We start from the raw sequence: 26,990 nt of genomic DNA, 5'->3' as shown, positions 1-26,990 counted from the left end.
GGAGTTCACGTGCGACACCACACATCGATGAGCAGGCGCAGACTGCTCCGGGCAGGCGGAGGCATCGGGCTCGCCGCGGCAGCGGCACCGCTGCTCAGCGCGACGGCCCAAGCCGCGCCGGAAGGATTCCGTACCAGGGTCACCGATCTCGGCCCCGGCATCGTCCAGTTCGCGCTGATGAGCGGGATCCAGGTCGGCGACACCGTCTACATCGGATCACGCAATCTCACTCCCACCCGGGTGATCGGGTTCCATCTGCCGACCCGCAAGGTGGTGTCGCAGACCGAAATCGGCTACGGGCACTCGATCCAGGCGCTCGCCGCCGACAAGGACGGCAAGTACCTGTACGCCGGCATCCTGACCAAGGGCGATGAAGGCAAGCCCAACCTCTTCCGGTGGGACCTGAGCACCCCGGACAAGCCCGCCGTGGGCGTCGGCCGGACCGAGGACCGTGACATCCGCGAGCTGGCCGTCGCCCCGGACGGCACCGTGTACGCCGTGGGCGGCATACCCGGCAAGGCCCCCGCGCTGTGGATGTACGACCCGGCCGACGACAAGATGACCAACCTCGGCATCCCGGACCCGAAGGCCACTCTGGCCAGGGCCGTCGCGGCCACGGACAAGACCGTCTTCTTCGGAGCGGGCAGCGTCCTGTCCGGCGGCGGCGAGGCCAGCAAGGCGTCGCTGTACGCGTACGACCGGGCGAAGGGCACGTTCAGCAACGTCACACCGCCGGAGCTGCAGAAGGACCCAAGCCTGCGTGAGCTCGCCGTCGTCGGCGACCGCCTCGTCGTCGGCACATCGGGGTCGACCCAACCCGCCAAGCTGGCCGTGCTTGACCTGGCCGACCTCTCCTCGTACAAGGTGAAGACCACCGAGGGCAAGGTGGTCAAGAACCTGACCGCCAAGGGCGACGTGATCTACTTCGCCTCCGACGCCGGTCTGTACTCCTACTCGGCGGCCACCCAAGCGCTCGCCCCCGTCGAGTTCGACGGTCCCGACCTCGGTGAGATCTGGGGCCTCGACCACGCCGACGGCAAACTGACCGTCGTCTCGGGGTACGGCTTCGTCGGCGAGATCGACACGGCCGCCGGTACGTCCGTCATCACTGAACTCGGCAAGGCGGGCGCACCCCTCAGCCCGCAGACCGCGATGGGCATCGCCGCCGACGACAAGTACGTCTTCGTCGGTGGCAACAACGTCATCACACGCCATGAGTTGGGCACCGACACGGTGGTCAACCTCCGGGCGCCCGGCGAGGCGAAGGACGCCGAACTGCTGGCCGGCGTGCTCTACACCGGCCAGTACAGCTCGCAGGGCATATGGGCGTACGACCCGTCGGACGACAAGCAGCCCCACCAGATCGCCTCGTTCCCGAGCGAGCAGAACCGGCCGCTCGACATCTGCCACGACCCGGTCAACCGGCTGATGCTCGTCGGTGTGCAGTCCGACACCGAGGGCGGTGGCTCGCTGTGGACCTACTCGCCGAAGACGGGCAAGAAGCGCGCGTTCATCAACCCGGTCGACGACATCCAGCTGGTGCGCGCGGTCGCCACCCGGGAGGGCATCGCGTACCTCGGCGGTGACAACCCCACCACGAAGGGGCCGCGCGGCACGGTCGTCGCCTTCGACCCGGTCGTCGGGAAGGAGCTGTGGCGCATCGACCTCCCCGATTCCCTGACCACGGGAGTGGCCGCACTGGCGGTTCAGGGCGGCAACCTGTACGGACTCACCAGAAAGGGCGGCTTCTTCGTCATCGGCCTACGGGCCCGCACCGTGGTCCACACCGCCGACCACGGTGACATCTGTCCCGGATTCGCGGCCATGGTCACCAGCCGGGGAAGGGTCTACGGCGTCTCCGACACGACCCTCTTCCGCTTCGACCCGAAGACCTTCGCCGTCAGCAAGGTCGTACCCGAGATCAACGGTGCGTGGTACAGCGGTCCCCACGTCAACGCCGACAGCGACGGCAGGCTCTACACGCTGCGAGGCCACGACCTCGTCCGGATCGACGACAAGAAGGCGAGCTGAGCATGGTGAACGAGCAGCGCAGGACGACGCACCGGTCGACGCGGAAGGCAAGGACGAGGGTGCGGACCGCTGCCGCCGCAGGGCTGGCAGGGACGCTGACGATCGTTGGCCTGGCCACCGCCCAGGCGGGTCAGGAGGACAAGCCCCGGCCTGCGAAGAGCGAGCCCAAGGGCGCATCGCCCCTGCTGAACGTCGACTACAAGGACGGCAGCCTGAACTCCGGCATCCCCGGCCTGACGACGACCCACGCCAAGGCGAAGGACGCGTCATCCGTCGTCAAGTCCGGGGACGACCACGCCATCGCGCACAAGGTGACACTCGGCGACCCCGACTACGTCTCCGACGGAGCCCCGCGCAGTGAGAGCGCCACGAACGATGTCCCCGAGGGGAAGATCGAAGTGGGCGACGAGCACCGGTACGAGTTCGACGTCCTGCTGAAGGACTGGAAGACGTACGAATCGGGCGACTCGGACAGCGGCGACATCATCTTCCAGGGGAAGCACGCCGGTGGAAACAAGCCGTCCTTCTACCTGATGACGAAGCGGAACAGCATCGCTTTCCGGTCGCCGCTCCTCAACCTGCAGGCCACGGTGGTCGACGACTTCACGTCGCACGTCAACCAGTGGATGTCCTTCCGGGTGGACGTGAGTTGGACGAAGGACAAGACCGGCTATTACAAGATCTCCACCAAGATGCCGGGCGAATCGGACTTCACGCTGCGCAAGACGTACGACGACGTGCAGACCTTCCACCCCGAGAACCCGACCGAGTTCGGCTACCTCAAGTGGGGTCTCTACCGCCCCGACGAGTCGATCGAGAACGGAGACGTTCCGACGCGGGTCATCTATCACGACAACATCCGCATCGAGGACCTCTCGTGACGTAGCGCCCACCCAGGGCCGCGGCTTCCCGGGCCTCCGCACCAGCCGCTGCTGCGGAGGCAGGGGAGCGGACCCCCCGTCTGCACTCCCGTTCCGCACCGTCATCACGTCATCCACACACCGCCCCGTGTTGAGTCCGTGCTGCCGGGAAAGGCGCATGGGGTCCCTCGTGATCCCAGACCGACGAATCGGAGTGCTCGACCCTTGGCAACCATCGACCCCACGACGCCCCAGGTCCTCGGCGTCGGCCGTCCGCCGGCGCTCGCGGCCCCGGAGTTCCTGACCGACCACATCGGCACCGTGATCGGCATTCCGCTGCGCATCGCGATCATCGTCGTCGGGGCCATGATCTTCCGGGCAGTCGCCAAGAAGGCCATCACCCGTGTCGTGCAGCGCATCCTGGAGCCGGCCGAGTCGGCTGAGTCGGCCGGATCATCCGGATCATCGGGATCGGCAGGGGAAGCGGACGAGCCGCGCCGCAGCAACCGAGGCCCTGCCGTGCTGCACCGTGACCGCGCGCGGGCGAACGAACGGCGTCAGCAGCGAGCCCGCACTATCGGTTCGGTGCTCAGCAGCATCGTCACCATCGTGATCGCCGTCGTCACCACGGCCATGATCCTCGATCAGGTCGGCATAGCCCTCGGCCCGCTGCTCGCCAGTGCGGGCGTGGTCGGCCTCGCCATCGGCTTCGGCGCCCAGAGCCTCGTCGCCGACTACCTGGCCGGAATGCTGATCATGCTCGAGGACCAGTACGGCGTCGGCGACTCCGTCGACCTCGGAGAGGCCATCGGCGAGGTCGAGCACGTCGGCCTGCGGCTCACCCAGATCCGCGACCTCAACGGCGGTCTCTGGCACATCCGCAACGGAGAGATCTTGCGCGTCCGCAACGACAGCCAGGAATGGGCGCGCGCCGTCCTGGACATCTCCGTCGCGTACGAGTCCCACCTCGACACCGTGTACGAAGTCCTGGAGCGGACCGGTCACGACATGCGCCAGGACCCGCAGTTCAAGGGGGTCTTCCTCGAAGACCCGTCGGTCTGGGGGGTGCAGTCCCTCGACGCGGACGGAGTGGTCGTCCGCATGGCCGTCAAGACCGTCCCCCTCCAGCAGTGGAGCGTGACCCGAGAACTGCGCCGCCGCGCCAAGGAGGCGCTCGACGCCGCGGGCATCGACATCCCCTACCCGCAGCGCACCGTGTGGCTCCGCACCGAGGGCGACGCGAAGGCTCCCGCACCGCGCTGACCGGGAGTCCCAGCTCACCCCTGTCCGGGGGTGCCCGACACCGTCCTCCCTAGTAGGGTCGGGGGCCGCGTGATGCCTGACGGCCGCCCCTGGCCTCCCGGCCCTTGAGAGGGCCGTGCGTACGTGGCCTTCCCGGCCCCACCCGGGAAGGGCGCACCGCACGCGTGCGTACGGGAACTCCGTGCGCGCCGGGTACCGGGATGCGGCTCCTGACATCGCGCGGGCAGTGCAGCGGACCCCCGGGTCCGTACCCCCCACACAAAGAGTCGCGCGTGCGCGGCCGCAGATCAGGAGCACCAGTGCAGGGCATCCCCCACATAGCCAGCACACCCCATGACGGGCGATGGTCGTCCGTACCCCCTGCCCACGGGGCGCAGCAGTACACGGCGCCGCACATGGCGCAGTACACGGGACGGGACATGCCGCAGCGCATGCCCCACCGCACGCCGCAGGGCATGCCGCACCGGGCGGCGGAGCCTCGCGTGCCCCCGGTGGCGCGGCTTCCCCAGGCCGTCGACCCCCAACCCCCCATCTTCATCGACCAGTCGGGCTGGCGCAGGTGGACGCTGCAAGGCCTGGCGCTGGTCGTGGGTTGCACCTGCCTCGGGTATCTGGCGTTCGTCGGCACGGTGGTCAGCGACCTCTGGCAGCCCGTCGGCACGCAGCCGCCAAGCACGAACGGACCGGTCTCCACCCGCGGGGACGGGGACGGGGACGCGGACGCGGGCCGTGAGGATCACCGTCCCCCGGCGGCCGACAGAGCCGCCCCGCCGGCCGGAGGCCTCAAGCAGTGACCCGGCGCACCGCTGTCCGCCGCCCGCCGCGCGGACACTGGTTCGTCCTCCTGCTCGTCCTCCTGGTGGTAGCCGTCGCCCTCCTCTTCGAGGGCTGGACGACCCACCAGGTCGACGCCGCGCGCACCAAGCCGCCGTGCACGCGGCCGATCCCGCGCGAGGCGGACGACGGGAAGCCGCTGCTGCGGTTCGGCCCGAAGGGGGTCACCACCGCGGCCATGCCGCCGGGGACCGTCGCCCTCACCTTCGACGGCGGGCCCGACCCGGAGTGGACGCCGCGCCTGCTCGACCTGCTGCGCAGACACCACGCGCACGCGACGTTCTTCGTCTACGGGAAGGACGCGGCCCGGCACCCGGAGCTGATGCGGCGGATGCTGCGCGAGGGCCACGAGATCGGCTCGTACACCTACAGCGGCGGCGACCTCGGTGTCGCATCTCCGCTGCGCGCGCGCCTCGAACTGTCCCTCACCCAGAGCGCTCTCGCGGGTGCGTCCGGCATCAGTACCACCCTGCTGCGGCTGCCGCACACCACGGCCGCGGACACCCTCTGCGGACCGCAGTGGCCGGCCGCGCAGCGCGCGGCGGACCAGGGGTATCTGGTGGTCGCATCGGACCACAAGGACCGCAAGCCGTGGCGCGGCGTCGTGACGCAGCACAGCCAGACCGACCTCGGCTACCGCGAGGCAGAGGAGTTGCTGCAGGACCGCCGCGTGAAGTCATTCACCACCGTCAGCGGTGGCCTCGGACGCCCCTCCTTCGTCGAAAAGGTCCCGGTCGCCCAGGAGATCAAGGGCGAGGGCCTGATCTGGTCGCAGCGGCTCGGGCACGCGTTCCTCACCCTGATGGTGTGGACGCTGACCCTCACGGGCGTGCTCGGCGTCCTGCGGATGCTCCTGTTCATGGTGTTCGCCCGGCTCCACGTGCGCAGGCTGCACCGGTACCAGCCGGGTGCGCCACGCCTTCGCGAGGTGCGGGACCCGGTGACGGTCCTGGTGCCCGCGTACAACGAAGAGGCCGGCATCGCCTCCACCGTGTACTCGCTGCTCGCCTCCACCCACCCGCACCTGCAGATCATCGTCATCGACGACGGCTCGACCGACGCGACGGCCGACATCGCCGAGGACATCGACGACCCGCGGGTGGCGGTCATCCGCCAGCCCAACGGCGGCAAACCGAGCGCCCTCAACACCGGCCTTGCGCATGCCCGTCACGACATCGTCGTGATGGTCGACGCGGACACCATCTTCGAGCCCGAGGCCCTCGCCCGGCTGATCCAGCCGCTCGCCCACCCGGCGGTCGGCGCGGTCAGCGGCAACACCAAGGTCGGCAACCGGCGCCGCCTGCTGGGCAAATGGCAGCACCTGGAGTACGTACTCGGCTTCAACCTCGACCGGCGGATGTTCGAGGTCCTGGAGTGCATGCCGACGGTGCCGGGGGCGATCGGCGCCTTCCGCAGGGACGCGCTGATGGGCGTCGGCGGTGTGAGCGACGAGACGCTGGCCGAGGACACCGACCTCACGATGGCGCTCTGGCGGGCGGGCTGGCGCGTCGTGTACGAGGAGTCGGCGGTCGCCTGGACCGAAGTGCCCAGCACGGTGCGGCAGTTGTGGCGCCAGCGCTACCGCTGGTGCTACGGCACCCTCCAGTCGATGTGGAAGCACCGTCAGGCGGTGGTCGGGGTCGGCCCCGCCGGACGCTTCGGCCGCCGTGTGCTGCTCTACGTCACGCTGTTCCAGATCGTGCTGCCGCTGTGCGCACCGGTCGTGGACATGTTCGCCCTGTTCGGGGCGTTGTTCCGCGACCCGGTGGAGGCCGCCCTCGTCTGGTTCGGTTTCCTCGCCGTCCAGTTGGTCACCGCCGCGTACGCGCTGCGGCTCGACCGCGAACGGCTGCGCGTGCTGTGGGTGCTTCCGCTCCAGCAGTTCGTCTACCGGCAGTTGATGTACTTGGTGGTCATCCACTCGGTGATCACGGCGCTGCTCGGCACCCGCCTGAAGTGGCACAGCATGAAGCGCACCGGAACCGCCGACCCGTACCTGCTCGAAGCGCCGACGGGAGAGATGTCTGTCGGGGCTCCCGGCGGGGCTTCGGGAGATCCGCTCGACGAGCTGCCGCGCCCGCGCGAGCTGGACCCGGCACGTGACCAAGGGAGCCGACCATGACAGACCCGGTGCGGGTGACGGGCGAGCCGTGGCGCCCGGAGCCGGACGCGGTCCAAGGCGCGTACGGGGACCAGGGCGCGTACGGGGACCAGGGCCCGGAACCGGCCGCCGATCAGGGCGCATACGTGGCGACCCCGGAAGGCTCGGGCTCCACCACCCGTGAGCGGTTCGCCGAACGCCCCAGCTCCCGCTACGGGCCCCGGCGCGCCCACGCCCGGCAGTCGAAGAAGCGCAGGAGGCTGCGGCGGGTGGTGCTCGTCCTGCTGGGCGCCGTGATCGTCGCGGCGGGCGGCACGTACGGCTACGCCGAGACGCGGCTCCAGCGGGAGGTCGACCTCGGCGCGTACGGGGACCGCCCGCCGCCCGGCGAGGGCACCAACTACCTGATCGTGGGCTCGGACAGCCGCGACGGACTCTCCCAGGACGACGTGCAGGACCTGCGGGCCGGCGGGGGCGGCGGGCGGCGCACCGACTCGATGATGCTGCTGCACACCGGGGCCAACGGAACCAGCATGGTCAGCCTGCCGCGCGACTCCTGGATCACCGTGCCCGGCCGCCTGGACACACTGACGGGCAAGACCAAGCGCCCCGAGGGCGACAAACTCAACGCCGCCTTCGCCTACGGCGGCCCCGAACTGCTCGTGCACACCGTCGAGAAGAACACCGGACTGCGCATCGACCACTATGCGGAGATCGGCTTCGCGGGGTTCGTGAACATCGTCGACGCCATCGGCGGCGTACGGATGTGCCTCGACCGGGACATCAAGGACAAGAAGTCGGGCGCGGACCTGCGCAAGGGCTGCCACACCCTGAACGGCAAGCAGGCGCTCGCCTTCGTCCGCCAGCGGCACCAGGAGAGGGAGGGCGACCTGGGCCGCTCCAAGAACCAGCAGAAGTTCCTGTCGACCCTCGCCCACCAGGCCGCACGCCCCGACACGCTCTTCGACCCACGGGAGATAGGCCCGGCCATGCAGGCCGGGCTCGACACGCTCATCGTCGACAAGGGCATGAGCCTGCGCGACCTCAGCGCGATGTTCCGCGCGGTACAGAGCGTCGCGGGCGGCAAGGGCAAGCAGATCAACGTGCCCGTGTCCGGCATCGGCGTCCCCACATCGAAGGGCAACGTACTGAAGTGGGACGCCAAGAGGTCGGCCCGCCTCTTCGACGACTTGCGGCACGATCGGCGGGTGACGGAGACGGGGGAGACGGGCCGGTAGCGCGGCCGCTCTCAGGTAACGATCACTCCGCTGATCCGGGGTTCTTGCGCTGGTTGGCGTTGAAGCGCGCCTTCTTCTCCCGGTTCCCGCACGTGTTCATGTCGCACCATCTGCGGGTGCGGCTTCGGCTGGTGTCGAAGAAGGCGGCTCGGCAGGTCGGCGAAGCGCACAAGGCCAGTTTTCCGTCGCGCTCGCCTGAGATGACGCTGATCGCGTCGGCGGCGATCACGCCGAGGGCATCTTCCACCCCGGAAGCCGAGCCGAGCCGCCATCGCCGCTCGCCCTCGGGCGTCAGGATGGCCGCGGCCCGGCCCTGAGCGCTGCGGTCATTGATGACTTGGACCGCGGACGCGGGGAGGGCGTCCTGGGTCGCGGCCGCTGTCGCGGCGGCGTGGATCGCCTCCCTCAGTTCCCGAGCGAGGTCGAGCTGGGCGGTGGTGCAGGAGTCCACGTCGAGGCCGTTCACCGCCAGCCAGTCGACGAGGCGCTGCGGCACAGGAATGCGCTCCACGGTGTCGCCGTGACGCTCCGACAGAGTCCCCGTGAAGCTCGTCGCCAGCACGCTGCCGAGGCGGAAGTCAGGGAACCCAGTGCGCATGGAACCACCATAGCTGGTTGCACCGAGACGGGGCGGCGTAGTAGAACCGTCTTAGCCGGTTCTCGAAAGCTCACGGCCGGTTCCGCGATGGCCAGGAGGTCTCATGCCCCGTCCAACCAGCGACGTCCAAGCATTCGAAGCCCACGCGACTGACGCCGAGCTCGACGATCTGCGCGCGCGACTGGCCGCGGCGCGACTGCCGGAGGCCGAGACGGTCCATCGCGCCGCGCCCGGCCCCCGCCGGTGGGGCCAGGGCGTTCCTCTTGCCGACCTCGTCGACGTCGTGAACTACTGGCGCACGGGGTACAACTGGCGGTCGTTCGAAGAGCGCCTTGACCGGATCGGCCAGTTCCGTACGACCATTGATGATCTGGGAATCCACTTCCTGCACCGCCGATCCGCGCGCGCGGATGCCACGCCTCTGCTCCTGACGCACGGCTGGCCGGGCAGCATTGCCGAGTTCATCGACGTAGTGGACGAGCTGGCAGATCCGGAAGACGCAGACGCGCCCGCGTTCCACGTCGTGGTCCCGTCGCTGCCGGGCTTTGGCTACAGCGACAAGCCGGCCACCACCGGGTGGGGAACCGAAAAGATCGCGGCCGCATGGGTGGAGCTGATGGGAAGGCTCGGCTACAGCAAGTTCGCAGCCCACGGCGGCGACTGGGGAGGCAATATCACCACGGTTCTCGGCGGCAGGTTCCCGGCGCACGTTCTCGGCATCCACACCTTGTTCGCGGAGGCACCGCCCGGATTGACGACGGACGGGCTGACGGCGGTCGAGCGCAAATGGACCGAGGAAACCCACGATTTCTGGCACCACCGCGCGGCGTACGCGAAGCAGCAGGCGACCCGGCCGCAGACCATCGGCTACTCGCTCGTCGACTCACCGGTCGGGCTTCTCGCCTGGATCCTCGACAAGTTCGCCGAGTGGTCGGACACCGAGGACAGCCCGTTCGAGACGATTTCCATGGACAGAATCCTCGACGACGTCACCCTGTACTGGCTGACGCGGACCGGCGCATCGGCGGCCCGCATCTACTACGAGAGCCACAACTCCCTGGACCCCGAACTTCGGGTCGACGTCCCGTCGGCCATCACCATGTACCCCCGCGACATCGAGAAGTGTCCGCGCCCCTGGGCACAGGAGCGGTACCGCCGGATCGTCCGATGGAGGTCGCCCGAGAACGGGGGCCATTTCCCGTCGCTGGAGGTTCCCGAGTATTTCGTCAAGGATCTGCAAGAGGGCCTCGCGGCCGTACTGGCGTGCCGCTGAGGCTTGAAGATGAAGTACAGGCTCACGCAGACCACCGCCATCAGCAGGATCGCGAAGGGATAGCTGAACGCCCAGTTCAACTCCGGCATCGCGTCGAAGTTCATTCCGTAGACCGTGCCGACGAGGGTCGGCGCGAAGAGGATGGCGGCCCACGAGGAGATCTTCTTGAAGTCGTCGTCCGTGTGGGGCTGACCTGCAGCGATTGACCGAAACCCTGCTTTGGCCTGGGGTGCCGCTGGGCTACAAAGCACAAGGTCGAGCTGCGCTGCACCCCGACCTAGACCTCTTGGGCCAACTCCATCGAGGCCCACTTCGGACCGCTGAGGCAGTTCACCATCGCCAACTCCAACCACCCCAACCACCCCATGCAGAGATGAGCCCTGCACACAGCCACAGCGCATCATCGGTCCGCTCGTGGCCAAGCGCGGACGACCGAAGCGTTGTGAAGATGATCTCGGCTGGGCAGACCCGGAGCCCCGAACGGGGCCGGTTCAGGAGAAGGACGGCGCCAGAGGAGAGTGACTCAGGGGGCGGACGGCTCGATCTCCCCCGCGAAGACGATGACCTGGTCGATGAGGCTCCGCCGCAGATGGACGACGTCCGTTCCCGCCAGGCGGGGGCCTCCATCCGGCGTCGTGAAGACCCACTGGTACCGGGCCCACTCGTCCGGCATGTCCACCGCCGAACAGCGCACCATCGTGCCGGTCCCCGCGGGGTGGCGCCGAATGTCCAGCACGAACCGCTCGACCGCCTCGATCCCCTCACTGCGGCCCAACGGCCCCCAGAAGACCACGTCCGAGGTGAGGGCCTGGGAGAGCAGCCCAGTCACATAGCTGTCGTCCGAGGCGTTGAACGCGGAGATGAACGTGTCGATCGCGGATCGCGCGGTCTCTTCCTGCATGCACCAGTAATACCAGTTGCCTCGCGGACCGCGCTCGTCCCGTGAGCCGTCTCCCGACCACGGTGAACCATCCCGGTCACAGCACTAGCAGCGATCGCCACTGCCCGCTGTCCGAGGGGGCTGGCCACTGCGGCGGTAGAGCGTGCCCGTCTACGTGTCTCATCGGGGCAGCGGTCGGGCCGGACGGCACATGTGGGTGGGAGCGGACGACTGCGAGATTTGGCGGGAGTTGGACGGGGAGAAGGAGCCGCTTCCCGTCGCGCCGGAGCAGGAGGAGGACGACAGGATCAGTGAAGCCCGGCCCATCCGAGATCTGGGACAGCCCACGGGTGGTTTGACCCTGCCACGGATGCCGCTGCAGCGGTCTGTGAAGCCGATGCTGATCACGTCCGTCGAGCGGGCTGCTGCCTCGGCCGCGGTGTGCCGTGCCGAACCTAACGGCCGATAGCTGAGGAGGCTTCGGCTGAGAGGGGCTTGATCGAGGGTCTGGACCCAGCCCGATGGGTTGTGGATGAAGATCGTCGGGTCGGAGGTGTTCTCGTAGCCGCTGCCGGGCGAGCTGCAGGACGGCTCATGTGGATGCCACACGCCCGCCCCGACAGAGAAGGGCCGGAACCGCGTGAAACCCCGCGAAATGTAAAACTATCCCTAATCAGCGGGGGGGGGGTGCCCCCAATGGGCCCATCGCCATAACGCGGGCCTGGGCGGTCGGGCGGCTGCGGTGCACGAGCCGGTGGCGGCAGCGGCGGCCTGGGCACCGGCAGATCGATCAGGTCTCCTACCTCGGCCACCTGTTGGAGCGTCCGTGCCAGTGAATGCAGTGCCTGACGGGTGGCGTCCAGCTGGCTCCGCAGCTCGTCGGCCTCGGGCCAGGCCCGCTCGTAACTCACTGGATCCGTGCCCTCCGGCCGCAACGCCTCGTACGCCGAGAGGCGTGGATGCCACACCGTCAGCAGGGGCCGCAGCACGCGGTTGAGCGTCACCATCGCAAGGACCCCGAACGTGAGTCGGCCCGGTGGCACCGGCGGGGCAACGGCCGGGCCGTGCTCGTGGAGGATGCCGCGGGTGACGTCATAGAGCGAGTACAGCGATGTGAGCGCCTCGCGCAGTACACCCTCGTCCCGCTCCAGCGGAACTACCGCGACCCGGCTGGCCAGTTGGAAGTACAGCTCCCAGGCGGCCGTGCGCTCGGCGTCCGCCGGCTCCCACAGGCCCGTCACCTCGCCGACGAACGGAATCGTCAGTTTCGCCGTGACCTGTGAAGGTCCCGTACGCCCCCGCCGCGGCGCCTCGCCGGACTGCGTCATGATCGCCTCCCCGGTTCCCCACAGTAGGGTATGACACCGTGTGGGACGTCTTCCTCAGTTACAGCCGCCAAGACGCCGGGCACGTCCGTCGGCTCCACGAGGAGCTCATCGCGGCCGGGCTGACGGTGTTCACGGACGAGTCCGCGGTCGCCGGGTTCGCCGGCATCAGCGACACCATCCGCCGCGCCCTCGCCGACTCCCGCGTCCTCCTTGCGTACTACTCCACCGGTTACCCCGAGCGCCCGGCCTGCCAGTGGGAGCTGACCGCCGCATTCCTTGCGGGGCTCAGCGAAGGCGATCCGCGCCGCAGAGTCCTGGTGGTCAACCCCGAGCCGGACACCGCACACATCCACCCTGTGGAGCTGCGCGACACCCGGCACGGCGTACCGGAGACCCTCGTCGCGGACGTTCTCGCTCACCTGCGGCAGGTGCCCGATCCCATGCTGCTGGGCTCCGCGCCCCCGCGCGTGCACGGCCAGCTGCCCGCTGCCATCGGGGAGTTCACCGGCAGGCTGCCCGAACTGTGGCGCCTGCACAGCGCCCTGCATGTCCAGGAGGCGCCCCTCGTCACGGGCCGCACCTCGGCCCGACCTGTGCAGCTGCGCGGCATGCCGGGCATCGGTAAAACTCGGCTCGCGCGGGAGTACGCGCTGAGGTTCGGCGCCGCGTTCCCCGGCGGCGTGCACTGGGCACGCGCCGACACGCCCCAGCCGCCGCAGACGCCCGACGGCCCCTGTCTGTACGTCGTGGACGACGTGCCCCATGGCCTGTCACCCCGCGCCGTCACGGAGCTCACCTCCCCGCACCCCCTGGTTCGTACCCTGCTGATCACCCGTAGTCGCGCCTACGGAGGACATGGCGAACATCTCGACCTGGAACCGCTCCCCGAACTGGCCGCCGCCGTCCTCGCAGGCGCACCCGAGATCGCCGAGGCTGCGGCTGGGCACCCCGGGGCACTCGGACTCCTAGGCCGTGCGGTGGGCGCCGGCCAGGATGCCGCAGCCCTGGCCAGTCGGTTGTACGAACCGGGCCGTTCACTGCTCGACCTCCTCGCCGGCGACGAGCTCACGGCGGATCATGTGCGCGACGCACTGGCCGCACCCGCCGAGGCCCAGGACGTGCTGCGCTGCGCCCTGGCCCTGTCCCCCCTGCCGGTTACCGCCGAAACCGCGGCCACCGTCCTCGCCGTGGCCGATCGGCTGCCGCGGGCCGTAGCCCAGCGCCGCGCGAGCGCCGGCCTGGCCGAGCTGACCGCCCGCGGACTGCTCACGCCCTTGCCGCACCACCTGCATCCGGTCACGGCCCATTCCTGGCTCCACCACGAAGGCGACTCGGCCCGCGCCGAGACACTGCGCCGTGCGGTCCTCTCCAGCCTCGGAGCCACGGCCGCTACGCTGGATGGTCCCGGACTCCCGGTTCCCGGTGTACGGAAGGAGAGCATGCCGATGACGGTCAGCGAGGCCGAGCGGATGGCCGCCTTCGACCTGCAGGTCGAGCTGGTGAGCCGCATCGGCGTACAGCAACTCCCCGACGGCAGCGGCAGCCTGCGTGAGGCGCTCACCTCCCTGAACAGCCTGTTTCCGTTCACTCGCGACACGTTGCACCGCTATAACATCGGCCTGGAACCGAGTACGGCCCCCTCCGTCCAGTCGGTGGCGGACCATCTTCTGAACGAGATCCTCCGCCCTTTCATGACCCGCTGGCACCCCCTCCTCAAGGCTTGGGAGGCCCACCGTCTGCCCCAAACCAGCCCGCTGGACCACGAGGGCGCTTGGGATCACGCTGACACGTTCCGCACGGACCTGAACGCCTTGCGGGAGCCGCTCCGAGTGGCGACGGCTTCGCTGGCCGGGATCTCAGGGGCGGAGTTCGGGATCTCAGCCGAGGTCTGACGCTGTTCCGCAGGGGCAGTTGGGTAACGAGGGCCCGGCTGCCGCCTGGGAATTGATGCCTCCGGCATACCGGTGCTCTGTCGGCGCCCCCCAGGGGGCTCCGCAGCGCTCTCGATTTCATTCGCTTACGTGAAATCGATCAAGCGTCGCGGGTTTCCGCTACAGCCAGTCCCGCCGCTTGAAGATGAAGTACAGGCTTACGCACACCACGGCCATCAGCAGGATCGCGAAGGGATACCCCGCCGCCCATTTCAGCTCGGGCATCGTCTCGAAGTTCATGCCGTAGATCGTTCCCACCAGCGTGGGGGCGAAGAGGATGGCTGCCCACGACGAGATCTTCTTGATCTCCTCGTTCTGCTCGAATCCCGCCTCCGCCAACGCCCGCATCTCCGCGTTCTGCTGCTGCGTGACGAGGGTGGAGTTGACCGTGAGGATGTCGGTGAGGGCCTGGCGGAAGCCGTCGACGCGTTCGCTGGTGTGCGTGACGTGGTCGGCCACGTCGCGTAGGTAGCGCTGGAGTTCCTCGTCGGTGCGGTACTTCGCGAAGCCCGCCATCAAGGAGTGCAGCATGGCCACCAGGGGGCGGGTCGCACGTTGGAACTCGACCATTTCGCGGGAGAGTTCGTAGATGCGGCGTGAGGCCTCCGGGTCGCCGCTGAAGACCTCGGTCTCGATCTCGTCGATGTCGTTCTGGACGCCGGCCACGACCGGGGCGTACCCGTCGACCACCGCGTCCAGGATCGCGTACAGGACCGCTTCCGGGCCCAGCTTGAGGAGTTCGGGGCTCTCCTCCATGCGGCGGCGTACGCCGGTCAGGTCCGGGGCGGCGCCGTGGCGCACCGTGATGACGAAGTCGGGGCCCACGAACACGTGCAGCTCGCCGAAGTCGACCTCCTCGGAGGCGTCCAGGTAGCGGGCCGCGCGCAGGACGACGAAGAGGGTCTCCCCGTACCGCTCCAGCTTCGGCCGCTGGTGGGCCTCCATCGCGTCCTCGACGGCGAGCTCGTGCAGGTCGAACTCGGCGGCCAGGGAAAGGAGTTCGGACTCCGTCGGCCGGGCGAGGCCGATCCACGCCATGCCGTCGTGCTGCTCGCGCAGCTCCCGGAAGGTTTCGGCGAGGGTGGCGGGCGTCGCGACGCGGACCCCGTCGCGGTAGAGCGCGGCCTGGACGACGCTCGCGGCTTCCACCGGTGCGGGGGAGGGGGGAGCCGGCGCCGCCTCGGGGCTTCCGGAGTCGCCGTTCCCTGAGGTCGAAGCGGGCTTGGCCGGGGCGGTGCGCCGCCAGCCGTGCCTCTTCGCGCTCGGTACGGGCCGGGCCCGACGCTCCGCCATGCTGGCTGCCTCCGATGTCTGATGGTGCCGGGTGGTGTCCGGTGGTGCCTGGTTGTGTCTGGTGGGTCCTGGCGCTGTCGAACGTGCGTCTTGGTTGCTGATGGCTTCGAAGCAGGATATACGTCCCAAAAGTCGCGGGCGTGGCGACATCTCGGCGCGCTTGCGGACAGCAGATGTCCGCAACCCCCGCTAGCGTGCGGAGCATGACGAAGACGACCGGTGCGGCGGAAACGACTGGCGCCGCGGAGACGGCTGGTGCGGCCAAGGCGATGGGCGCGCGGCCGAAGGCGGCTCGGGCGCAGGCCCAGCCGCAACCCGCCCCCGTACTCAGCACCCGCGCCCTCAACCGCGCCACCCTCGACCGTCAACTCCTCCTGCGCCGCTCGGCCGACCTCTCCGTCGATGGCGCCGTCGCCCACCTCCTCGGCCTCCAGGCGCAGAACGTGAAACCGCCCTACTTCGCGCTCGCCGCCCGGCTCGAAGGGTTCGACCCGGAGGACCTGTCGGGGCCGCTGGCCGCACGCGACCTCGTACGCATCGTCACCATGCGCTCCACCATCCACCTGCACACCGCCGACGACGCCCTCACCCTGCGCCCGCTGGTGCAGGCCGCGCGCGACCGCGAGCTGCACGCCTTCCGCAAAGGGCTCACCGGAGTCGACCTGAAGGAGCTCGCCTCGCTCGCCCGCGCCGCCGTCGAGGAGGAGCCCCGGACCATGAAGCAGCTGCGCGAGGTCCTGCTGCCCCGCTGGCCCGACGCCGACCCGCAGTCGCTCGCCGTCGCCGCCCGCTGCTCGCTGCCGCTGGTCCAGGTCACCCCGCGTGGCCTGTGGCGGCGCAGCGGGCAGGTCGCGCTCACCACCGCAGAGCACTGGATCGGCCGCCCGAGCGAGCCGGTGCCCGCGCCCGACGCCACCGTCCTGCGCTACCTCGCCGCCTTCGGACCCGCGTCCGTCAAGGACATGCAGACCTGGGCGGGCCTGACGCGGCTGCGGGAGGTCTTCGAGCGGCTGCGGCCTCAACTGCGTACGTTCCGCGACGAGAACGGCGTCGAGCTCTACGACCTCCCCGACGCGCCCCGCCCCGACGCGGACACCCCGGCTCCGGCGCGCCTCCTGCCCGAGTTCGACAACCTCCTCCTGTCGCACGCCGACCGCAGCCGGGTCGTAGCGCCCGAGTACAAGGGCCGCACCTGGAAGGGGAACCTCGCCCACAGCGTCTTCCTGATCGACGGCTTCCTGGAGGGGGTGTGGCGCATGGAGGAGGGCGCGGGGGAGCGCAAGGACTCCGCCGTCCTCACCATCGAACCCTTCGGCACCCTGACCAAGGCGCAGCGCCGTGAACTGACCGATGAGGCGGAGCGGTTGCTGCGCGGCCCGCTGTGCGCGGCCACCACGTACGACGTGCGCTTCGGCACGGTCATCGAGCGCTGAGCACTGACCGGCGAAGGCCCCGGGGCCGGTCGGCCGTTGCCGAGGACTCAGGCCGCCCGCCCATCACCGAGGCCTCAGTCCGCCCGCCCCGTAGCCGCGACCGTCACGCCGAGCCCGATCATCGTGACGCCCCCAGCCCCGCCGATCAGCGAGAGCCGCCGGTCCGAGCGCGCGAACCAGGAGCGGGCCGCGGAGGCCGTCAGGCCCCACAGCGTGTCCGTGACCAGGCCGATGCTGATCGGGACGAGTCCGAGCAGCAGCATCTGCGCGGGCAGATGACCGGCCGCGTGGTCGACGAACTGGGGCAGCACCGCCGCGAAGAACACGATGCCCTTCGGGTTCGTCACGCCGACGAGCGCCCCGTCCATGACCGTGCGCAGGTCGGTGCGCGCCTCGCCGGGGGACTCCACCCCCATGGACTGCGCCCGCATCTCCTTGCGGTGCCGGAACGCCTGCACGCCGAGGAAGACCAGATACGCGGCCCCCGCCAGCTTCACCGCCATGAACACCGCGGCCGACCGCTCGACGAGCGATCCGACGCCGAACGCGACCGCGACGACCAGGGCGTACGACCCGACGACGTTGCCGAGTGCCGTCGCCACGGCAGTGCGCCGGCCATGGGCCAGGGCCCGGCCGATCACGAACAGGACGCTCGGCCCCGGGATCACGATCACCAGCAGTGACATCGCCGCGAAAGCGAGAATGCGGTCGGTGGACACCATGTCCTTCACCCCCTCCGCGGCCCATTCAATCCGCTGCCACCGCCGCCGCGTAAGTGCCCCCACCATCGCTACCGCTACCGCCACCGCGCAGGGTGCTCACGGCAGCAGCCCCGCCCGCCGCGCCGCCACCACCGCCTCAAGGCGCGTATGCGCCCCCAACTTCCGCATGGCCGCCCGCAGATACCCCTTCACCGTCTCGGGCCGCAGTCCGAGCCGCTCCGCCGCCACCGCGTTCGTCACGCCCCCGGCCACGCACGCGAGGACGTCCACCTCGCGCGGCGCGAGGGAAACCGACCGCTCGCGACCCGGCGGCAGCGTGGCCGCCGACGCCAACCGGCCGCACACCAACAGTATTTCCGCCCGCAACGCCGGGTCGGTGATCCGCGGGGCAAGACCCCGGAGCGCACCGTGCGCCTCGCGGACCTGTTCCCAGGCCTGACCGGCGCCCGTCTGCGGTTCCGGTTCCCGCGCCGCCACGAGCAGCGCGCGCACCTCGTCACGTACGACAAGGGCCTGCTCCACGTCCCGCGCCGCCGCGACGGCGGCCGACAGCGTCCGGTCGCCCAGCGGCTGGGCCGAGCGCAGGGCCCCGTACAGAACGCCTCGCACCCTGCGTCGTACCACCACCGGCACCGCGAGCACCGAGCGCAGACCCTCGGCGGCCACGGCACTGTCGTACTCATGGCTGATGTGGCGTGAGTCGTGATAATCCGTGACCGCGCACGGACGCGAGAGCGCGACCGCCTTGCCGCCGAGGCCGTTCCCGGACGACACCGCGAGCCCGCTCAGCGCACGCGTCCCGGTGCCCGTCAGCTCGCCGATCCGCACATGCCGCTGCCCCTCGACGAGGCCCCCGAAGGCCACCGGCAGCCCTGTGCCGCGCCGCAGCCGCAGCAGCGCGGCCCGCATCTCGACCGCCTCGCCTCCGTCAGCCGTCACGCGTATGACCTTTCACCTCGGGACACCCCCGTCCGGGGGTGGTGACACCCGCATCACGAATTACACGATGCTAAGTAGCGTCCGGCAATGACTCCGGCAATGACTCCGGCGAAGAGCCCGGCAAGGTGCCGGGTACCGCACCGGCGACGAGGAGAGCGCAATGACGACCACGGGCACCAGCGCCACGGAACAGTTCCGCACGGCGCGGGACTTCCTGCTGCGGCATCGGGAGGACTACGAGGCCGCGTACGAGGGTTTCAGCTGGCCCCGGTTCGAGCGGTTCAACTGGGCGCTCGACTGGTTCGACGCGATCGCGGCGGGCAATGACCGCACGGCGCTCCACATCGCCGAGGAGGGCGGTGACGAACAGCGTTTCAGCTACGCCGAGTTGTCGGCACGCTCGAACCAGGTGGCCAACTGGCTGCGGGAGCAGGGCGTGGCGGCCGGTGACCGGATCCTGGTGATGCTCGGCAACCAGGTGGAGCTGTGGGAGACGGCGCTCGCGGCGATGAAGCTGCGCGCGGTGATGATCCCGGCGACGCCGCTGCTCGGGACGGTTGATCTGCGGGACCGGATCGAGCGGGGCAGGGCGCGGCATGTGATCACTCGCGGCGAGGACGTGGAGAAGTTCGACGGTGTGCCGGGGACGTACACAAGGATCGTGGTCGGGGACGGCTCCCCGGGCGAGGGCTCCCGGGGCGAGGGCTCCCCGGGCAAGGGCTGGCTGGCGTACGCGGACACGGCATCGGCCGCGCGGGACTTCGAGCCGGACGGCCCCACGGAGGCCGGCGACCCGCTGATGCTGTACTTCACCTCGGGCACGACCTCGCAGCCGAAGCTGGTGGAGCACACCCATGTGTCGTACCCGGTCGGCCACTTGGCGACGATGTACTGGATCGGGCTGAAGCCGGGCGACGTCCATCTCAACATCTCCTCGCCGGGCTGGGCCAAGCACGCCTGGTCGAACCTCTTCGCCCCGTGGAACGCCGAGGCGACGGTCTTCATCTACAACTACACGCGCTTCGACGCGGGCGGTCTGATGGCGGTGATGGACCGCGTGGGCGTCACCAGCTTCTGCGCACCTCCCACGGTGTGGCGGATGCTGATCCAGGCGGATCTGGGGCAGTTGGGCACTCCGCCGCGCGAGATCGTGGCGGCAGGCGAGCCGTTGAACCCCGAGGTGATCGATGCGGTCAAGCGCGCCTGGGGCGTGACGATCCGGGACGGCTTCGGCCAGACGGAGACCGCGGTACAGGTGTCCAACTCCCCGGGCCAGCGCCTGATCCCCGGCTCGATGGGCCGCCCGAGCCCCGGCTACCGGGTCACGCTCCTGGACCCGGTCACCGGCGAGCCGGGAGCGGCGGAGGGGGAGATCTCCCTGGACCTGTCGGCGCGCCCGGTCGGCCTGATGACCGGCTACCACGGGGACGCGGAGCGCACCGCGGAGGCGATGGCGGGCGGCTACTACCGCACGGGCGACATCGGATCGCTCGACGTCGACGGGTACCTCACGTATGTGGGCCGGAGCGATGACGTCTTCAAGTCCTCCGACTACAAGGTTTCTCCCTTCGAGCTGGAGAGCGCGCTCCTGGAGCACGAGGCGGTGGTGGAGGCCGCGGTCGTGCCCGCGCCCGACGCGGTGCGGCTCGCTGTCCCCAAGGCGTACGTCGTACTGGCGAAGGGCTGGAAGCCGGGCGAGGAGACAGCGGAGGCGATCTTCGAGTACACCCGATCGGTGCTGGCTCCCTACAAGCGCCTCCGGCGCATCGAGTTCACGGAGGAGCTGCCCAAGACGATCTCCGGCAAGATCCGGCGGGTTGATCTGCGGGAGCGGACGGCGCAGGGGTCACTGGAGGAGTGGCTGGAGCGCGGCAGGCGGCAGTGAGGAAGTGACCTGACGAGCCACCGCACGGCGCCCCATCCCGGATCCCCCGGTCCGGGGCGCCGTCGCGTCTCGCGGCTCGACCGAACCACCCACGGGTTCACGGCGCATTCCTGGGACCTCGCCCATGCCGGTGTTCGTCGCTCTCATGCGGAGCCCGCTGGCTCCCGTGTCCGGCGCGTGCGCGTGCCGTCGGAGCGTGATCGTCCGAACGTTCGTTGGCGTGGGGTCGGGCGGGTGAACCGAGTGGCCTCGTAGCCGGTGGCAGGCTCACCGGGGGCGGTGCCGACCGCCGCCGAGTTCGGAAGGCCACAGTTCGGAAGGCCAGAGTTCGGAAGGGCCGGGTTCGGAAGGGGGGAGCCGGCGGAGGGAGCCGCCCGGGTCAGGAGGAACACCCCCGCACCCGTGACCGCCACCGCGGCCGTCGCCCCCATCGCGCTGTGCAGGCCGGCCGCGTGGTGCTGGTCGAGCAAGGTGAGCCCAACAGCCCCCGCGTAAAGGGGATTTACGAGGGTCAACGTCGCCAGCGGGGCGCCGAGGCCGAAGCGGTAGGCGTTGTGGGACAGGAGCGCTCCGGCGAGCGAGAGAACCGCCACGGCCAGTCCGGCCAGGGCGATGGCCGGCTGACGGAAACCGGACAGGCCCCGGTGCGACAGAGCCATGACCACCGTTTGCGTGAGCACGGACGCTGCCCCGAAGGACGCCCCCGCTCCCACCGCGAACCACAGGCTTGCCGCACTCCGACGTCGGCTCAGCACGGCTGCGCTGAACGACGCGGCGAGGACCAGCGCGGTGATGCCCCCGACGACGAGCAACTCCGCGAACGAGGCTTCGTCGCCAGGTCCCGTGGCCCGGGCGAACAGCAGGACCCCGATCAGCCCCGAGACGGTCAGCGCGGTCCCTGACCACTGGCGGGCGGCGACTCGTCGGCGGTGGGTCGCGGCCGACATGGGCACGGCGGCAACCAGGGTCAGGGCACCGAGGGACTGGACCATGGTGAGGGAGCCGTAGCGAAGGGCGCCCACATGGAGGGCCCCGCCGACGAGGTTGAGCGCGGCGGCCAACCACCAGGTCGACCGCCGCAACATGCTCAGGTCTCCCGGACGCGTGGTGCCGGAGGCCGCCAGCTCCTGCACGACAGCGGCCCCCGCGTACACGACAGAGGAGATGCACGCCAGGGACACCGCCAGCAGGACGCTACTCATGGTGGATCCGGCGCCGGGACTGGTGGAGAGCCCGGACTCCCGGCCGGGACCCCGACGGGGCGCCGGTGGAGGGCAGTTGGCCCTCCTCGCGGACCGCTTTCCCTCGCGGTACGGATATGAAGTCCGTCACTCCGTGGTCCCGGGGCGCAGCAGCAGCGAGACCAGGCTGTCCACGTGCTCTTCTACGGGAGGCCAGGGGAAGTAGCTCAGGCTGTGCAGCGTGACGGCGCCGTGGAGTGCCGTCCACAGGTGGATCGCGACCCGCTCGCCGTCCGCCTGGCCCACCGCGTCGGCCACCGCGTCGCACAGCAGGGCGAATGCGCCCTCGCCGATGGCCCTGCGCTCCTGCCGGCTGGAGTCCGGCTGCGAGAGCGGGGTGAACATGACCCGGTAGTTGCCTTCGTGCGACAGGCCGTACGCGACATAGGCGCGGCTCATGGCCTTGACGCGCTCGAGCGGGTCGTCCCCCGCTGCGGTCGCCGCACTGGAGAGGGCTTCGGTGAACTGCTGGAAGCGGCGCTGCTTGACCGCCGCGATCAGCTCACCGATGTCACTGAAGTGCAGATAGATCGACGTGGCCGCCACTCCCACGGTCCTGGCCACGGAACGCAGGGACAGTGAATTCACGTCGCCGGTCTCGGCGAGCATCTGGCTCGCGGCCTCGATGATCTCGCTGCGGAGCTGGCCGCCTTGGCCGCGCCGGGCCGGCTTGCGGCGATGGGGGGACTGCTCGGCCGTGTGCGACGCGTCGGACTCGAGCCTTGTCCCCACCTCCGCCTCTTCCTCTGCCGTGGCGGTCTCCTGAGCCGTTGTGGGCTGCCCGGATGTCATGGCGCGTCCTCCTCGTGTCGTCCTGCGTCCAGTTTAGGTGAACGGGCTTAGCTTGACACCTGTAGCGCTATGGGCGTACACCTATGACGCATAGGCTACACCCGTTGTGTAAAAGAGAGGAGCCAGTCGTGGCTACGACTGTCGCCGTCGGCAGGTCCCACCGGGGTTGGACATTGGCCCTGGTGTGCACCGCCGTTTTCGTGCTGCTCATGAACGTCACGATCGTGGCGGTGGCGCTGACGAGCATTCAGGACGCCATGGACGCGAACCTGTCCGACCTGACGTGGGTCGTGAACGCGTACACGCTCCCGCTCGCGGGGCTGGTGCTGACCGCAGCGACGCTGGGAGACCGCATCGGCCGCCGCAAGGTGTTCCAGGCGGGCATGGCGATCTTCACGCTCGGTTCGCTCGCCTGCGCCCTGGCGAACAACACCCTCACGCTGGACATCGCGCGGGCGGTGCAGGGCATCGGCGGAACGCTGCTGTTCGCCATGACGCTGCCGCTGATCGGCGCCGCATTCCCTGAGCCGCGGGCCAGGGCGGGGGCGATCGGGGCGTACGGAGCCTCCATCGCCGCCGCCACCGCCATCGGTCCGCTGCTCGGTGGTGTTCTGGTCGACGGGCCCGGATGGCGCTGGATCTTCCTGGTCACGGTGCCGGTGACCGCGGTCGCCTTCGTGCTCGGCTTCCGCTACCTGGACGAGTCGCGCGCCGAGAATCCCCGCGCCTCCGACTGGATCGGCACCGTTCTGCTCGTCGGTGGTCTGGTGCTCGCCCTGTTCGGTCTCATCCAGGGCAACAGCGATGGCTGGGGCTCCACCCGCATCCTGGCCTGCTTCACCGTCGGCGGTGCGCTCCTTGCCGGGTTCGTCGTCCGGCAGGCGACCGCGGCCAGCCCGATGCTGGAGCTGCGTCTGTTCAAGAACCGTCACTTCGTCGGCGTGATCCTCGCTTCCTTCGGCGTGGAGGCCGCCCTCGTCTCGAGCCTCAACTACCTGGCCGTCTATGTGCAGAACGGGCTCGGATACGACGCGGTGGAGGCGGGCCTCCGCTTCCTGCCGCTCACCCTGGCCGCGTTCGTCGCCGCACCGCTGGCGGCCCGCGTCGCCCACAAGCTTCCCGACCGGTGGCTGATCGCGATCGCCATGGTCCTTGTCGCCATCGGTGCTTGGACGATGACGGGCATCGACGGCAGCAGCAGCTGGACCCACCTGGTGCCCGGATTCATCATCGGTGGCATCGGCCTCGGTGTGATCAGCTCCTCGGCCTCCTCCGCCTCCCTCAACGCGGTCGCTCCCAGCGACGCGGGCATGGCGACGGGTGCGGTCAACACCTTCCGGCGCCTGGGCACGGCCGTGGGCGTCGCGGTACTGGGAGCCGTCTTCGAGCACCGCGTGGTCAGCGACGCAGGCGACCGGCTCGCGGCCAACCCGGACATGAAGGCGCACAGCCACGAGATCACGGAGGCGCTGCGGGCCGGCGCCGGCACCAAGGTCGCCGAGGCCGCACCCCCGCAGGGGCGCGGGGCGCTCCACGACCTGGCCCAGGCCGCCACCGCGGCGGGAGTCGACCTGATGCTGGTCGCCGGGGGAGTGCTGGCCGCAGGACTTGCTGTGGTGGTCCTCGTGCTGATGGCCGGCAAGGGGAAGGGGCGTGCGCCGCAGGCCGCCACCGCGACATCCGTGCCCGCGGGGCTCGCGCCGACCGCGCTGCAAGAAGTGGGGGCCCCGGCTCCCGCACATGAGAGTGGAACGGCTGTCTCACCTCGCTGACGCTGGGGAGACAGCCCCTGACCGGCACACAAGGGTCGACGAAGCGCTGACACCCGGGTCACACTTGGCCCGTGCTTCACAAGGCCCGCGTGGGAGGACTTCCGGTGAGTGAACAGAGTGAGCTGGGCGGACCGGGCGGACTGGGCGGACCGGGCGGGTCCGGCGAACTGTCGTACGCCCACGGTGTCAGTACGACGCCGCTGCTCGGCGACACCATCGGGCGCAACCTCGACCGGGCGATCGAGGCCTGGCCTCAGCGCGACGCGCTGGTGGACGTGGCGGCGGGGACACGCTGGACGTACGCAGAATTCGGCGCCGCCGTCGAGCAGTTGGCCCGGGGGTTCATGGGGGTCGGAGTCGCCAAGGGTGATCGCGTCGGCATCTGGGCGGTGAACTGCGCCGAGTGGGTGCTCGTGCAGTACGCCACCGCGCGGATCGGCGCGATCATGGTGAACATCAACCCGGCTTATCGTGCGCACGAGTTGGAGTACGTGCTCAAGCAGGCCGGGGTGACGGTTCTCGTCGCCTCGCAGTCGCACAAGTCGAGCGACTACCGCGCGCTGGTGGAGCAGGTGCGGCCCGGCTGCCCCGAGTTGAGGTCCGTCCACTACATCGGGGACGGCTCGTGGGACGAGCTGCTGGACGCGGCGGGGGTCGTGGGTGCGGGCGAACTCGCCGTACGCGAGGGGGAGTTGAGCTGTGACGACCCGGTCAACATCCAGTACACCTCGGGCACCACCGGCTTCCCCAAGGGGGCGACCCTCTCCCACCACAACATCCTCAACAACGGCTACTGGGTGGGCCGTACGGTCGGCTACACGGAGCAGGACCGGGTGTGCCTGCCCGTCCCCTTCTATCACTGCTTCGGCATGGTCATGGGAAACCTGGGCGCTACGTCCCACGGCGCCTGCATCGTCATCCCGGCACCGTCCTTCGACCCCGTCGCCACGCTGCACGCGGTGGAGCGCGAGCGCTGCACGTCTCTGTACGGGGTGCCGACGATGTTCATCGCGGAGCTGAACCTCTCCGACTTCCCGACGTACGACCTGAGTTCGCTGCGCACCGGCATCATGGCGGGCTCGCCCTGCCCGGTCGAGGTGATGAAGCGGGTGGTCGCCGAGATGCACATGGAGGAGGTCTCCATCTGTTACGGCATGACGGAGACGTCGCCTGTCTCGACGCAGACCCGCCGCACGGACGACCTGGAGCGGCGGACCGGCACGGTGGGGCGCGTCCTGCCGCACATCGAGGTGAAGGTCGTCGACCCGGTCAGCGGCGTGACGCTGCCGCGGGGCGCCTCCGGCGAGCTGTGCACGCGGGGCTACAGCGTGATGCTCGGCTACTGGAACGAGCCTTCGCGGACGTCGGAGGTGATCGACGCCGGGCGGTGGATGCACACGGGTGACCTGGCGGTCATGCGCGATGACGGCTACGTCCAGATCGTCGGCCGCATCAAGGACATGATCATCCGGGGCGGCGAGAACATCTACCCGCGCGAGATCGAGGAGTTCCTGTACGGCCACCCGAAGATCGCGGACGTCCAGGTGGTGGGCGTCCCCGACGAGCGCTACGGGGAGGTGCCGCTGGCCTGCGTGATCCTTCGGGACGCGGAGGATCCGCTGACCGTGGAGGAGCTGCGGGCCTTCTGCGAGGGGCAGTTGGCGCACTACAAGATCCCGGCGGGGCTGCGGATCCTGGAGAGCTTCCCCATGACGGTGTCCGGGAAGGTGCGGAAGATCGAGCTCAGGGAGCGGTACGGGGCGTAGTGCCGCCGGGGGTGAGCTCGCGGCGCATGGCCACGCGCGGCCAGCGGTCGAGGCCGAGCTCGGCCTCGTGGGCGCGGATCTTTCGGAGCCCCGGGGTGAGTTCGGCCTCGGCGAGCACGTGGAAGCCGATGCGGGCGTAGTAGGGGGCGTTCCAGGGGACGTCCGCGAAGGTGGTGAGGGTGAGGGCTTCTCGCCCCTGTTCGCGGGCGCGCTCCGCTGTGTGCTCGATCAGGGCCTGGCCGATGCGGTGGCGCGCCGCTCGGGGGTGGACGGTGACTTGCTCGATGTGCGTTGCCGTGTCCACTGGGGTGCTGAGGAGGTACGCGACGGGGGTGCCGTCGCTCTCGCTCTCGCTCTCGCCCTCGCCCTCGCCCTCGCCTGTGGCCACCCAGGCTCTGCCTGCGTGGCGGAATTCTTCCAGGAGGGCGAGGGTGGGGGGCTCGTCGTCGGCGATGGCCGCCATGCCCAGGGCGCGGAAGGGGGCGCCTGCGGCGCGTTCGATGTCCTGGAGCGTGGGGAGCTCGGCTCTCGTGGCTGGGCGGATGCGCATCTGCTGAGTATGGCCGTCTCTTGCCTGGCGGCTCCCGGTTTTTCTGTCCCGCCGCTTCGCGGCGGATGTTTCCCACCCACCCACCCGATTACCCCGTGGTGGTTCCTTGCTTGCTGACTGGGGTGGTGCGATTGCCCGGCGGTGGCTTTTTGCTCGCCGACCGGGGTGGCGATTGCCCCGTGGTGGTTTCTTGCTCGCCCACCGGGGTGGTGCGATTGCCCGGCGGTGGTTTCTTGCTCGCTGACTGGGGTGGCGATTGC

The 26,990-nt window shown here is 69.9% G+C and carries 20 protein-coding genes and 2 pseudogenes; 13 read left to right on the top strand and 9 right to left on the bottom strand.

Translation table 11 applies throughout. The features are described 5' to 3' along the window. The first annotated feature begins 9 nt into the window (after window positions 1-9). The 6 genes from M4V62_RS10380 to M4V62_RS10355 all read left to right on the top strand — a co-directional run bounded on the left by M4V62_RS10380 (window position 10) and on the right by M4V62_RS10355 (window position 8,327). Window positions 10-2,031 carry an outer membrane protein assembly factor BamB family protein gene (locus tag M4V62_RS10380; protein WP_249586953.1) on the top strand — a complete coding sequence of 674 codons (2,022 nt, stop codon included), beginning with the start codon at window positions 10-12 and terminating at the stop codon, window positions 2,029-2,031. Window positions 2,032-2,033: 2 nt separating this feature from the next. Further along, a complete protein-coding gene (locus M4V62_RS10375) occupies window positions 2,034-2,912 on the top strand; it encodes a heparin lyase I family protein (RefSeq protein WP_249586952.1) in 879 nt (292 codons plus the stop codon). A 204-nt stretch (window positions 2,913-3,116) separates the two neighbouring features. Further along, window positions 3,117-4,154, top strand: coding sequence for a mechanosensitive ion channel family protein (locus tag M4V62_RS10370; protein ID WP_249586951.1), 1,038 nt, complete (start codon window positions 3,117-3,119; stop codon window positions 4,152-4,154). Between the two features lie 395 nt (window positions 4,155-4,549). Continuing rightward, the gene (locus tag M4V62_RS10365; RefSeq protein ID WP_249586950.1) at window positions 4,550-4,948 is read left to right on the top strand and encodes a hypothetical protein; all 399 of its coding nucleotides are present in this window, start codon (window positions 4,550-4,552) and stop codon (window positions 4,946-4,948) included. Next, complete coding sequence (locus tag M4V62_RS10360) at window positions 4,945-7,110, top strand: bifunctional polysaccharide deacetylase/glycosyltransferase family 2 protein (protein WP_249586949.1); 2,166 nt, start codon at window positions 4,945-4,947, stop codon at window positions 7,108-7,110. Before M4V62_RS10365 ends, M4V62_RS10360 begins: the two co-directional genes overlap by 4 nt. Then, complete coding sequence (locus tag M4V62_RS10355) at window positions 7,107-8,327, top strand: LCP family protein (protein ID WP_249586948.1); 1,221 nt, start codon at window positions 7,107-7,109, stop codon at window positions 8,325-8,327. Before M4V62_RS10360 ends, M4V62_RS10355 begins: the two co-directional genes overlap by 4 nt. A gap of 22 nt (window positions 8,328-8,349) precedes the next feature. On the opposite strand, the gene M4V62_RS10350 is transcribed toward M4V62_RS10355, so the two are convergent. Beyond that, window positions 8,350-8,925: a CGNR zinc finger domain-containing protein gene (locus tag M4V62_RS10350; RefSeq protein WP_249586947.1), complete on the bottom strand. Its 576-nt coding sequence runs from the start codon at window positions 8,923-8,925 to the stop codon at window positions 8,350-8,352. A gap of 103 nt (window positions 8,926-9,028) precedes the next feature. Here M4V62_RS10350 and M4V62_RS10345 point away from each other — a divergent pair, with 103 nt between their 5' ends. Next, entirely contained in the window at window positions 9,029-10,198 is a 1,170-nt protein-coding gene (locus tag M4V62_RS10345; protein WP_249586946.1) for an epoxide hydrolase family protein, read from the top strand. Window positions 10,199-10,200: 2 nt separating this feature from the next. On the opposite strand, the pseudogene M4V62_RS10340 reads toward M4V62_RS10345, so the two are convergent. After that, window positions 10,201-10,368: pseudogene (locus M4V62_RS10340) on the bottom strand (CorA family divalent cation transporter); the annotation flags it as partial. Window positions 10,369-10,431: 63 nt separating this feature from the next. Here M4V62_RS10340 and M4V62_RS10335 point away from each other — a divergent pair. Then, window positions 10,432-10,569 (top strand): annotated as a pseudogene (locus tag M4V62_RS10335) (IS630 family transposase); the annotation flags it as partial. Window positions 10,570-10,721: 152 nt separating this feature from the next. Here M4V62_RS10335 and M4V62_RS10330 read toward each other — a convergent pair. Continuing rightward, window positions 10,722-11,099, bottom strand: a complete 378-nt coding sequence (locus M4V62_RS10330) for a nuclear transport factor 2 family protein (RefSeq protein WP_249586945.1) — start codon at window positions 11,097-11,099, stop codon at window positions 10,722-10,724. A gap of 1,345 nt (window positions 11,100-12,444) precedes the next feature. Here M4V62_RS10330 and M4V62_RS10325 point away from each other — a divergent pair. After that, window positions 12,445-14,298: a toll/interleukin-1 receptor domain-containing protein gene (locus tag M4V62_RS10325; protein WP_249586944.1), complete on the top strand. Its 1,854-nt coding sequence runs from the start codon at window positions 12,445-12,447 to the stop codon at window positions 14,296-14,298. A gap of 159 nt (window positions 14,299-14,457) precedes the next feature. On the opposite strand, the gene M4V62_RS10320 is transcribed toward M4V62_RS10325, so the two are convergent. Then, a complete protein-coding gene (locus M4V62_RS10320; protein WP_249586943.1) occupies window positions 14,458-15,630 on the bottom strand; it encodes a magnesium and cobalt transport protein CorA in 1,173 nt (390 codons plus the stop codon). Window positions 15,631-15,899: 269 nt separating this feature from the next. Here M4V62_RS10320 and M4V62_RS10315 point away from each other — a divergent pair, with 269 nt between their 5' ends. Then, window positions 15,900-17,063 carry a winged helix DNA-binding domain-containing protein gene (locus tag M4V62_RS10315; protein WP_249592773.1) on the top strand — a complete coding sequence of 388 codons (1,164 nt, stop codon included), beginning with the start codon at window positions 15,900-15,902 and terminating at the stop codon, window positions 17,061-17,063. 74 nt (window positions 17,064-17,137) lie between these two features. Here M4V62_RS10315 and M4V62_RS10310 read toward each other — a convergent pair whose 3' ends face one another. Both M4V62_RS10310 and M4V62_RS10305 read right to left on the bottom strand, forming a co-directional pair. Next, entirely contained in the window at window positions 17,138-17,785 is a 648-nt protein-coding gene (locus tag M4V62_RS10310) for a LysE family translocator (RefSeq protein ID WP_249586942.1), read from the bottom strand. Between the two features lie 96 nt (window positions 17,786-17,881). Further along, window positions 17,882-18,694 carry a helix-turn-helix transcriptional regulator gene (locus M4V62_RS10305; RefSeq protein ID WP_249592772.1) on the bottom strand — a complete coding sequence of 271 codons (813 nt, stop codon included), beginning with the start codon at window positions 18,692-18,694 and terminating at the stop codon, window positions 17,882-17,884. A gap of 190 nt (window positions 18,695-18,884) precedes the next feature. Here M4V62_RS10305 and M4V62_RS10300 point away from each other — a divergent pair, with 190 nt between their 5' ends. Further along, window positions 18,885-20,609, top strand: coding sequence for an AMP-binding protein (locus M4V62_RS10300; RefSeq protein ID WP_249586941.1), 1,725 nt, complete (start codon window positions 18,885-18,887; stop codon window positions 20,607-20,609). Between the two features lie 143 nt (window positions 20,610-20,752). Here the strand turns inward: M4V62_RS10300 and M4V62_RS10295 are convergent, their stop codons facing one another. Both M4V62_RS10295 and M4V62_RS10290 read right to left on the bottom strand, forming a co-directional pair. Beyond that, window positions 20,753-21,811: a DMT family transporter gene (locus M4V62_RS10295; protein WP_249586940.1), complete on the bottom strand. Its 1,059-nt coding sequence runs from the start codon at window positions 21,809-21,811 to the stop codon at window positions 20,753-20,755. 126 nt (window positions 21,812-21,937) lie between these two features. Continuing rightward, a complete protein-coding gene (locus M4V62_RS10290) occupies window positions 21,938-22,642 on the bottom strand; it encodes a TetR/AcrR family transcriptional regulator (protein ID WP_249586939.1) in 705 nt (234 codons plus the stop codon). A 128-nt stretch (window positions 22,643-22,770) separates the two neighbouring features. On the opposite strand from M4V62_RS10290, the gene M4V62_RS10285 reads away from it, so the two are divergent. After that, window positions 22,771-24,414 carry an MFS transporter gene (locus tag M4V62_RS10285; RefSeq protein ID WP_249586938.1) on the top strand — a complete coding sequence of 548 codons (1,644 nt, stop codon included), beginning with the start codon at window positions 22,771-22,773 and terminating at the stop codon, window positions 24,412-24,414. A gap of 104 nt (window positions 24,415-24,518) precedes the next feature. Continuing rightward, window positions 24,519-26,180 (top strand): AMP-binding protein, encoded by a 1,662-nt coding sequence (locus M4V62_RS10280; protein ID WP_425575008.1) that lies wholly within the window; start codon window positions 24,519-24,521, stop codon window positions 26,178-26,180. Here the strand turns inward: M4V62_RS10280 and M4V62_RS10275 are convergent. Next, window positions 26,158-26,730 (bottom strand): GNAT family N-acetyltransferase, encoded by a 573-nt coding sequence (locus M4V62_RS10275; RefSeq protein ID WP_249586937.1) that lies wholly within the window; start codon window positions 26,728-26,730, stop codon window positions 26,158-26,160. The genes M4V62_RS10280 and M4V62_RS10275 overlap by 23 nt on opposite strands. Window positions 26,731-26,990 lie beyond the last annotated feature (260 nt).

Origin of the sequence: Streptomyces durmitorensis (assembly GCF_023498005.1) — a bacterium.
In the GTDB taxonomy this organism is placed as follows: Bacteria; Actinomycetota; Actinomycetes; order Streptomycetales; family Streptomycetaceae; genus Streptomyces; species Streptomyces durmitorensis.
The sequence above is the reverse complement of the archived record's forward strand: the minus strand, read 5'-3'. Positions and strand labels throughout refer to the sequence as shown.

What these genes read in the sequence shown, in the direction of transcription:
- M4V62_RS10310 (WP_249586942.1), bottom strand. Translation starts at nt 17,785, where the DNA reads ATGGTGTCCACCGACCGCATTCTCGCTTTCGCGGCGATGTCACTGCTG.
- M4V62_RS10295 (WP_249586940.1), bottom strand. Translation starts at nt 21,811, where the DNA reads ATGAGTAGCGTCCTGCTGGCGGTGTCCCTGGCGTGCATCTCCTCTGTC.
- M4V62_RS10330 (WP_249586945.1), bottom strand. Translation starts at nt 11,099, where the DNA reads ATGCAGGAAGAGACCGCGCGATCCGCGATCGACACGTTCATCTCCGCG.
- M4V62_RS10320 (WP_249586943.1), bottom strand. Translation starts at nt 15,630, where the DNA reads ATGGCGGAGCGTCGGGCCCGGCCCGTACCGAGCGCGAAGAGGCACGGC.
- M4V62_RS10365 (WP_249586950.1), top strand. Translation starts at nt 4,550, where the DNA reads ATGGCGCAGTACACGGGACGGGACATGCCGCAGCGCATGCCCCACCGC.
- M4V62_RS10375 (WP_249586952.1), top strand. Translation starts at nt 2,034, where the DNA reads ATGGTGAACGAGCAGCGCAGGACGACGCACCGGTCGACGCGGAAGGCA.
- M4V62_RS10290 (WP_249586939.1), bottom strand. Translation starts at nt 22,642, where the DNA reads ATGACATCCGGGCAGCCCACAACGGCTCAGGAGACCGCCACGGCAGAG.
- M4V62_RS10345 (WP_249586946.1), top strand. Translation starts at nt 9,029, where the DNA reads ATGCCCCGTCCAACCAGCGACGTCCAAGCATTCGAAGCCCACGCGACT.
- M4V62_RS10350 (WP_249586947.1), bottom strand. Translation starts at nt 8,925, where the DNA reads ATGCGCACTGGGTTCCCTGACTTCCGCCTCGGCAGCGTGCTGGCGACG.
- M4V62_RS10305 (WP_249592772.1), bottom strand. Translation starts at nt 18,694, where the DNA reads ATGCGGGCCGCGCTGCTGCGGCTGCGGCGCGGCACAGGGCTGCCGGTG.
- M4V62_RS10275 (WP_249586937.1), bottom strand. Translation starts at nt 26,730, where the DNA reads ATGCGCATCCGCCCAGCCACGAGAGCCGAGCTCCCCACGCTCCAGGAC.
- M4V62_RS10315 (WP_249592773.1), top strand. Translation starts at nt 15,900, where the DNA reads ATGGGCGCGCGGCCGAAGGCGGCTCGGGCGCAGGCCCAGCCGCAACCC.
- M4V62_RS10300 (WP_249586941.1), top strand. Translation starts at nt 18,885, where the DNA reads ATGACGACCACGGGCACCAGCGCCACGGAACAGTTCCGCACGGCGCGG.
- M4V62_RS10355 (WP_249586948.1), top strand. Translation starts at nt 7,107, where the DNA reads ATGACAGACCCGGTGCGGGTGACGGGCGAGCCGTGGCGCCCGGAGCCG.